Raw genomic sequence first — 8850 nt, 5'->3', positions numbered from 1 at the left:
CGGCACAGTGTTGTAAAGCGATTGCAGAAGCGAAAGATTGTCGCGCAAGGCTTGTTCGGCTTCTTTTTGCGCCGTGATGTCCGCGACGGTGGCGATGCCGTAGAAATCCCCCTTTGCGTCTTGAAAGAGCGAGTCAGTAAGTTTCACCCAGATGATTTTCCCGTCTTTGCGGATATAGCGTTTTTCGAGTTCGTAGGTCTTGCGCTCGCCGCGCATAAGTTCCTCAATCAGCGCAAGTTCTTTGGGCAAGTCGTCAGGGTGCGTGAAGGTTCGCCAATCCATGTTTTGCAGTTCCTCGACCGTGTAGCCCACCAGCTGCGAAAACGCTCGATTCGTGGTAAGAATGCAGCCTTCTGCGGCAAACGCAATGCCAACCGGCGCGTAGTCAAAAATGAAGCGGAAACGCTGCTCGCTTTCCGCCAGAGCAAGTTCCGCTTGCTTGCGGTCTTCAATCGGAATGTTCACTTCTACAAATGTGGTAATGCCGTCAGGCGCCGTGCCTTTGAAGAAAAAGCCTTGATACCAAGTGTAGCGGTCTTCATGTTGCTTGCGAAGGCGATGCTCGAATGAGACAATTTCTCCCGCGTCTAAGCGTTTGCGATGCGCATCAATTTGAGCAAGAAAGGCTTGTTCATCGTCGGGGTGAACGAGCTGAAATTCGGGCTGCGTGCGATGGGCTTGCGCATATTGAAGATACCTAATGTCGTGTGGCAAGCCACGCATTTCACAGAACGCTCGATTAGCAAAGGTGAGCTTTGAGTCTTGACGGAGCGCAATCCCGATTGGCAAGGCGTTAAGCAGCCATTGCAGTTTTTCTTCGCTTTGTTGAATGGCGCGCTCGGCTTCTTTGATGTGCGAAACATCAGCAAGACGCAGCACCAAGACGTGCCGCTCGTCGAAGAAAAGCTCTTTGATGGAGAGATTGCCCCAAAAGCGCCGACCTTTGGCAGAGATAAATTCCAATTCGCCTGACCACGTACGACCCAAGTTGAGGCGGTTCCAAATCTCAATTTTTTCATCGGTGGTAAAGGGTCTGACTTGAAAACGCTCGCCGTTTGTGCCTACAAGGTCGGTTTTGCTTTCTACTTCAAAGAGCTCGAGAGCGCGTGGATTGCAATCGGTGATGAGTAGTGTCTCCGCATCAGCAATAAGAATTGCGTCAGGCGATTCGTTGAAGAGAGTGGAGAAATACGCTTGAGATTCCGCTAATGCTTCTTTGGTTTGCACGCTGTCTGTGATGTCGCGGATAATGTTCAGCAGAAACCGTTTGCCCGGCTCTGGCTCAATAAACGATGCACTGGATTCCATAATGCGCTGCTCACCGTCAAGTCGGCGAACCGTGGTGTGCATACCAAAGGCGCTTTTGCCCGCGTCAAAAAAGGCGCGATAGGCTTTGCGCGCAAGTTCCTGATGGTCTGGGTGAAAGACCACTGCGAAGTCCTTACCGATGAGGTCTTCTCTGGGCACGCCATAGAGGGCAGAGTAAGCAGGATTGGCGTCAATGACAACGCCGTTTTCGTCGCTAATGACAAAGGCTTCCAGAGCGTGCTGCCAGACTTCGCCCAGCAGAGTCGAGGTGCGTTGCAGCTCCAAGCGCGTCAGTTTCTCTGAGGTGATGTCGTCCGAGATGCCAATGATTTCTGTAACCTTGCCCTGTGCATCGCTCTCAAAAGGCACAAGGCGCGTCTTGAACCAGCGTTCTGCGATGAAGGTTTCAAACTCCAGTGCTTCGCCCGCAAACGCACGCTCGTAGTAAGGCGTAATATGCTGAAGGAAGGACGGAGGAAAAATTTTAGAAAATGGCACAGCGGAGTTGGGCGGAAAATCTAAATTGAACGTTTGGGCGATTTTGCCTTTGCTCATCGTGAGAAGATACTCTCCTGCGTCGTTCTTGCGCACGCGGAAAATGTGGTTTTGCAGCGCGTCCAAAGTGCGCTCAAATTCACTGGCGGGTGGGCAACGCTTTTGAAGTTCGCTTTCAAAGAGTTGTTTGGCGGTCTCAAAAGCGGCGTCGTCTTTGCAGAGCGCGCGCAAAGCGGAATGAAAATCCTCGTCCATCGTTGTCGGTTGCTTGGGTTGACGCGAATGTTGAAACTCTTAGTATATAATTCCTCTTCCTTTGGGAAAGAGTCAGGGCGAGGGCGTTTGCGCCTCTTGCGTCTTCGCCGTCGCTCTCCCTCATGATGCCTTCTCTACTTGCTTCTCAGCTCTACTTGCTTCTCAGCGCTTCAATCAGAACGATGCGCTTTCAAATAACTGTGGTTGGAGCACGCAGCGAAAAGTTATGCAATTTTTGCGAGTTCGTAATCTCGCGTTTCGCAATCGCGTATTTAGACTGTGTGGGCAAAGCGCATGATGAGCGCAGAAATTGCTGGTCATTCCGGCTCTGAACAAAGTGAAGGGGAGGAATCCACCGCGCCCCTGACCCCTCTCCTTGGCAAGGAGAGGGGAACGCCTTAGTAATCGCGCATTTTTCTAATGTCGCGTCGCCAGTGGTGAAAAAGCCACTGACCAGCAAGACCGGCATATTTCGTGCCAAGAATGTCGCGGGCGGCTTGGGCAAGCTCGCGGTAGGCACGTGGGGTAAGGCTGGTGGTAGGAGCTTTCAGACCAAACCACTCAGCAAGGTATTGACGCACGTGCGTATCAATTGGAAAGGCTTCATGGTGTCCAAGACCGAATAGGCAGATGCAATCAGCAATTTTTTCACCAATGCCGTCGTATTGAAGCAAGGTTTCGCGGGCATGTTCAAATGTGGCGTGCGGAGCAGTAAGCGCGGCCAGATTCAGCGAGCCATCGGCAACGGCACGCGCAATGCGTCGGATACGTTCGGCACGGGCACGATGGAAGTTGGTGCAACGCTGCAGTTGGGACAAAGACGCCTCAGCAAGGCACTCAGGTGTTGGAAAAGTGTATTCTGTTATTGCAAAAGAAAAATGAGGGGTAAGCTGACCTGAAGGAGAAAGTGAAATAGACAGCGACAGCGGAGAGCCGAAGGTGCGAGCCAGTGCAGCGACCTGACGGCGAATTAGAGCAATGCCAATGCCTTGTGCGCACATAAATGAAATGAGGGTCTCAAAGGCAGGTTGGCGCAAAAGCCTAAGACCGAAGTAGGGTGCAGCGCCTTGAACAAGGTGCGGATACTTTTGGCGGAAGAGTGGGCTGAACACTTCCTCCAAGCGGTCGGTCAGCCCTAAGTAGTGATGCATAAACTCCGCCAGCGGTCGGTGTTGAAGCACGGGCGCAGAAGCATAGACCGTGAGCGTAGAGGATTGTGCGTAAAGCAAAACTAGTGTGCCATCTAAGGCGGCGTAGTAGGCAGTGTTGGTACTAAGCGCCAGCGCATGCCAACGAAAGGCTTGACCGCAAAAGAAAGTCTCGTGTAAATTAAGTGCCGTAGACAGTGGCAAAGTCGCAACAGTGAAGTGATTCATAAATAAAGAGCTAAGCCCGCTAAAGAAAAATAGCTCACATAGAAACGCAAAACATGAAGTGGCAAAAGCTACCGCCGACATTTTATGCCGCGCCAACACTGGAAGTTGCGCAGGCGTTACTGGGAAAATACTTAGTGCGACGGGTCGGCAAAACCTTTATGGTTGGGAAAATCGTGGAGACAGAAGGCTACATTGCAGCTATTGATGCAGCGTGTCACGCTTATCGAGGCATGACAGAGCGCAACCGCGTGATGTTTGGGGCAGCAGGGCACGCATATGTGTATTTCGCATATGGAAATCACTTTATGCTCAATGTCGTCACTGAGCCAGAAGGCGAAGCGGCGGCAGTGCTCATTCGAGCGCTGGAACCTATTGAAGGCATTGACGCAATGAAAACCTTTCGCCCTGTCGAGAAACTGACAGATTTACTAAGCGGCCCCGGCAAACTCACGCAAGCGATGAATATCACGCGCTCCTTAAATGGCATGAGTTTTCAAAGTGATGAACTGTTTGTAGCCGAAGGGGAAGCCGTGGAGCCTCACCAAATTGGTATTTCCACGCGCATTGGCATCTCGCAAGCGCAAGACCTTCCATGGCGCTACTTTATCAAGGGAAATCCCTTCGTCTCAAAAGGCAAACCCTCAGCCAGCGTTCCATCTCTTAATGCGAAAGTGAAGCACTAGCGCGGTTTCGCTGTCTCTTCCTACAAAAGGAAGAGGCAACATGGTAGGGCGTGCCTGCAGTGGCTGCCGTTGAGAATTTCCCCTCTTCTTACAAAGGAGAGGTCAGGGGTGAGGTTAAAAGAGAGCCATGCCTTGGCTGAAGCGCTGCAAGTGTCTCACTGGAGCCGCATGTCCTTGCGCGTGTCTCCTCTTGCAGAGGGAGAAAAAACTCTCTGGAGAGAGGGCAAGGGAAGTGTGCGACAGTGCATGTTTTGGAAACGCACGTCCCCTCTCCTTACAGGGAGAGGGGACAGAGGTGAGGTATCAGTAGTAAATCCCAATTGTTGGCAAAGCTAAAAAGCCGCTGAGGTTACCCACGAAAACATAGCGGGCGTCAAGGCCAATAAGCAGATTGCGCAAAAAGCCAAGCTCAGGAAGTTTGTAGTAGAAAAGGTTTCCGACGCTATAAAAGAGAATCTGGCCTTGGAAGAAGACTTGATTATTCTGAAAACTGCCCCAAGAGCCGAACAGTGGGTTCGGGCCATAGTACCACTGTGGCGGCCGACGACTGAATATGAACTCATCTAGCCATGGATCATCCGTCCAGAAATCGCCAGACCCAGACCGGAAAGTGAGGTTTGACAGCAGAAGACCTGCTCCTGCATAAAACCGATTCGCGAGCGCGCCGCCAAAAATCTTAAGCGGTATCTCGAGGCCGACTTCTAAGCCAAGAGAATGATTGGCCAGTGTGCCGCTGCTCGCAGTGAAAGGCATGCCTACAAGATCAGTGCCGATGGAGAAAAGTCCCGTCGTGCCTAAGTAAAGCCCAGAAGGAAGCGTAACGCCAATTCGTGAAGCACTACCAAGTCCGTATCCGCGTCCAAACCCGTATCCGATGCCGCTCATCATGGTCAGGTGAGTAGGTTTGACCGCAGCTGCAGCAAGCGATGTAGGCGTAACTTGTGGCACAGGTGGCGGTTCCAGTCCAGGATAGGCAACGGGAGAGACAGACTCAAAGCCGGCAGGAATGTCAGGTTTATCTTCACGAGAAAGAATAGAAGGTTTAATCGAGGTAGTCGGCAGACCTTGCGGATGCGCCGTTTCTTTCTTGGGCACAGAGGGCAACGTGCCAAGTTGGGCATAAAGTGAGCTGGCAGTGAGCAGCAGAGAGAGCAAAAGGGCGTATCGCATACAAACCTCCTTTGACGCTAACCTCCTATGACGCTTGTTAGCTCACATCAAATACGCAAAAAGGCACGAAAAAGTTTTAATTGAAAAGTTCTAATTGGTGTGCTGGAAAAAAAAAATTCTGTTATTGCAAAATACTTTTCCTGCAAGCATGTAGAGCAACAGGCTATTTGCAAGCTACGAGGAGAAATGGAAAGAAGTCAAGGATGGGCTTTTGAGCAAGTGCGGTCGTCGGGTGGGTCAGGGAAGGGATGGGAGGAGGCGCAAAAAGAAGAGAAAAAGGGGTGGAAAGCGCTAAAAATGGCGATTTTGAGCGAATGTTGCGGGTCGTCGGGGGTCAGGGGTTTACAGGCTACTGGAGCTTGACGACAAGAAGGGTTGACTTGTGCCGCCAAAACGTGTATATTTGCGGCAAAATCCTTGCTTCCGTGGCGGATTCTAATTGCACCAATGTGGGATTGAAATTTTACGGGCTTGATTGCAAGAACAGCCTGTACTTGCATTCTAATTGCACCAATGTGGGATTGAAATATTTCTTCTCAATAAATGGCTCTTTTCCATGAAAAATTCTAATTGCACCAATGTGGGATTGAAATTCGCCCACCCGACTACCAATTCCTTGTCGACTTTAAATTCTAATTGCACCAATGTGGGATTGAAATAATACCCCAAGCGTTTTTTTTGCCTAACCGTCTCCGCATTCTAATTGCACCAATGTGGGATTGAAATGATACCCTTATCGATATTACTATTCTTGAATACAATAATTCTAATTGCACCAATGTGGGATTGAAATACTACACTCCCTTCCTTCAAGGAGATCCACTCCGATTCTAATTGCACCAATGTGGGATTGAAATAACTACCCTCGCTTCCTTTGCAGGCAACCTTATCCTATTCTAATTGCACCAATGTGGGATTGAAATCCTGAAGGCAGTTTTCGCTGCTGTAATAGGAAAGGTATTCTAATTGCACCAATGTGGGATTGAAATTCTATCTCTTCTGGAGACACACGAATCATGACACGAATTCTAATTGCACCAATGTGGGATTGAAATACCTTTCTGTTGCAGGACGTGTGTTTGATGCAAATGAATTCTAATTGCACCAATGTGGGATTGAAATACCCTGTCCATTGTTATACGAAAATGTTTCTCCGTTATTCTAATTGCACCAATGTGGGATTGAAATTGTTTTCAAGTAGGGGAATTTGATGTGCCTAGTCGATTCTAATTGCACCAATGTGGGATTGAAATCACCTCTTCCCTCTCCTCACCGATCATCCAACAAGAATTCTAATTGCACCAATGTGGGATTGAAATTCGGAGAGGGATTAAAGAAAGTGAAAACGGGTTAGATTCTAATTGCACCAATGTGGGATTGAAATATAAGAACGAATATATTCTGTCAGCTGAGTTAATGAATTCTAATTGCACCAATGTGGGATTGAAATGTAGTTCTGTTCTTTTTTACCCCAGTAGGAATGTAGGTATTCTAATTGCACCAATGTGGGATTGAAATCTTAGCGCAGCGGAGAAAGCAGAAGCAAGGGAGCGTGATTCTAATTGCACCAATGTGGGATTGAAATGCTCTTCTTGTTCATCATCCTCATCATAATTATCAGAATTCTAATTGCACCAATGTGGGATTGAAATGAGAAACAAAGCCCACTTGCAGCAGGATGCTGCAAGATTCTAATTGCACCAATGTGGGATTGAAATCCAGTTTAGCCGCATTTCATTGCGTGATTGGGGCGCATTCTAATTGCACCAATGTGGGATTGAAATATTGGCAAGTTCTAGCGAATGACGACGGAAACGTCCCATTCTAATTGCACCAATGTGGGATTGAAATATCATCTTTACTGAGCAGAGGGAGTGGGTGCACCAATTCTAATTGCACCAATGTGGGATTGAAATGTTGGCGCTGGACTTTCGGCACGGCGTGTATTGGAATTCTAATTGCACCAATGTGGGATTGAAATCATAAACTGGTGAGGAATATAAATCCGCAAAGAAAGATTCTAATTGCACCAATGTGGGATTGAAATTGCGAAAGTTTTTGGATTGGTCTCTGGGGCACAACTAATTCTAATTGCACCAATGTGGGATTGAAATCTAGAGAAATCTAACGATTGTCCGTTATGGGGACATGAATTCTAATTGCACCAATGTGGGATTGAAATCTAGTTGTAAAAAAAGCTTTAGAACTTAGTCATCCTAATTCTAATTGCACCAATGTGGGATTGAAATTTTATATAGTCTGTTATCTTTATCATCAGCTCAGCTATTCTAATTGCACCAATGTGGGATTGAAATTACAACTCCATGAAAAAGATAGTTTCATAAATGCATATTCTAATTGCACCAATGTGGGATTGAAATGGAATATAGTCATTTTCACTCACTACCTTGATAAACATTCTAATTGCACCAATGTGGGATTGAAATGTCAGCCCACCCAGTCTCCCACTGCGCTTGAAGTGGCGGATTCTAATTGCACCAATGTGGGATTGAAATGACGATGTGCGGGATAGGGAGCGGTTTGACGAAGAACTATTCTAATTGCACCAATGTGGGATTGAAATGAAGATAAGTCAAGACTGGTCAAGGCGGGGCTGGTTGATTCTAATTGCACCAATGTGGGATTGAAATGTGATGTATTTCGCATTGCCCACTTTCTCGATCTCATTCTAATTGCACCAATGTGGGATTGAAATGAGGACAGGACGTAGAAGAATGTATATTTTTTATTTATTCTAATTGCACCAATGTGGGATTGAAATCGATTTAACTGCATGGGCGTCCAAATTGGCAAGCAAAATTCTAATTGCACCAATGTGGGATTGAAATTCGTTCATCGTAATAAAAACGATGAGGTTTTCGAAATCATTCTAATTGCACCAATGTGGGATTGAAATAAACAGGAGGCAGCGTCAATTAATTGACGCAGTTCCATTCTAATTGCACCAATGTGGGATTGAAATGCAAGTATTATACTCCCAAGTAAATTTTACTTTAATCAATTCTAATTGCACCAATGTGGGATTGAAATGGCGAATGCATTATCACATAGATACCCAGCATTGTATTCTAATTGCACCAATGTGGGATTGAAATTAATGCTAAATGGAACATCTTCCTCAAGAGCATACCATTCTAATTGCACCAATGTGGGATTGAAATTGCCGCGTGGACAGCCGCGCACGAGGAGATTTGCAAAATTCTAATTGCACCAATGTGGGATTGAAATGCAACAATTCAGGAACTGCGGCAACTCATAGACGCATTCTAATTGCACCAATGTGGGATTGAAATCGGCAAGGCACCAACTTCGTCCAGTTCCTTCCACCCGCATTCTAATTGCACCAATGTGGGATTGAAATATCCTTTAGCGACAACCCCCCTATACCGTCTCCGACAATTCTAATTGCACCAATGTGGGATTGAAATCTTCATCCGCAGATGTCGCATCTGCAGCATCTGCGAAATTCTAATTGCACCAATGTGGGATTGAAATTCCATGGAAGACGAGAGGGGCTTGAACTATACCGCAGACTGGAAGAA

The 8850-nt window shown here is 47.4% G+C and carries 4 protein-coding genes and 1 CRISPR repeat array; of the genes, 1 reads left to right on the top strand and 3 read right to left on the bottom strand.

The window, feature by feature from the left end:
* Positions 1-2058, bottom strand: a 2058-nt coding sequence (locus NZM05_10700; protein ID MCS7014082.1) for a PAS domain S-box protein, incomplete at its 3' end; no start/stop codon positions are given.
* Positions 2059-2456: 398 nt separating this feature from the next.
* Complete coding sequence (locus NZM05_10695) at positions 2457-3434, bottom strand: Fe-S cluster assembly protein HesB (protein MCS7014081.1); 978 nt, start codon at positions 3432-3434, stop codon at positions 2457-2459.
* A gap of 53 nt (positions 3435-3487) precedes the next feature.
* Here NZM05_10695 and NZM05_10690 point away from each other — a divergent pair, with 53 nt between their 5' ends.
* On the top strand, positions 3488-4117 hold the full coding sequence (locus NZM05_10690) for a DNA-3-methyladenine glycosylase (GenBank protein ID MCS7014080.1): 630 nt from the start codon (positions 3488-3490) through the stop codon (positions 4115-4117).
* Positions 4118-4420: 303 nt separating this feature from the next.
* Here the strand turns inward: NZM05_10690 and NZM05_10685 are convergent, their stop codons facing one another.
* Positions 4421-5287, bottom strand: coding sequence for a hypothetical protein (locus tag NZM05_10685; GenBank protein ID MCS7014079.1), 867 nt, complete (start codon positions 5285-5287; stop codon positions 4421-4423).
* 432 nt (positions 5288-5719) lie between these two features.
* Positions 5720-8803: a CRISPR direct-repeat array (repeat unit 30 nt; unit sequence ATTCTAATTGCACCAATGTGGGATTGAAAT).
* Positions 8804-8850: the final 47 nt, after the last annotated feature.

The sequence above is a fragment of the Chloroherpetonaceae bacterium genome (genome assembly GCA_025056565.1).
GTDB lineage: Bacteria > Bacteroidota > Chlorobiia > Chlorobiales > Thermochlorobacteraceae > Thermochlorobacter.
This window is presented reverse-complemented; position numbering and strand designations above follow the sequence as displayed.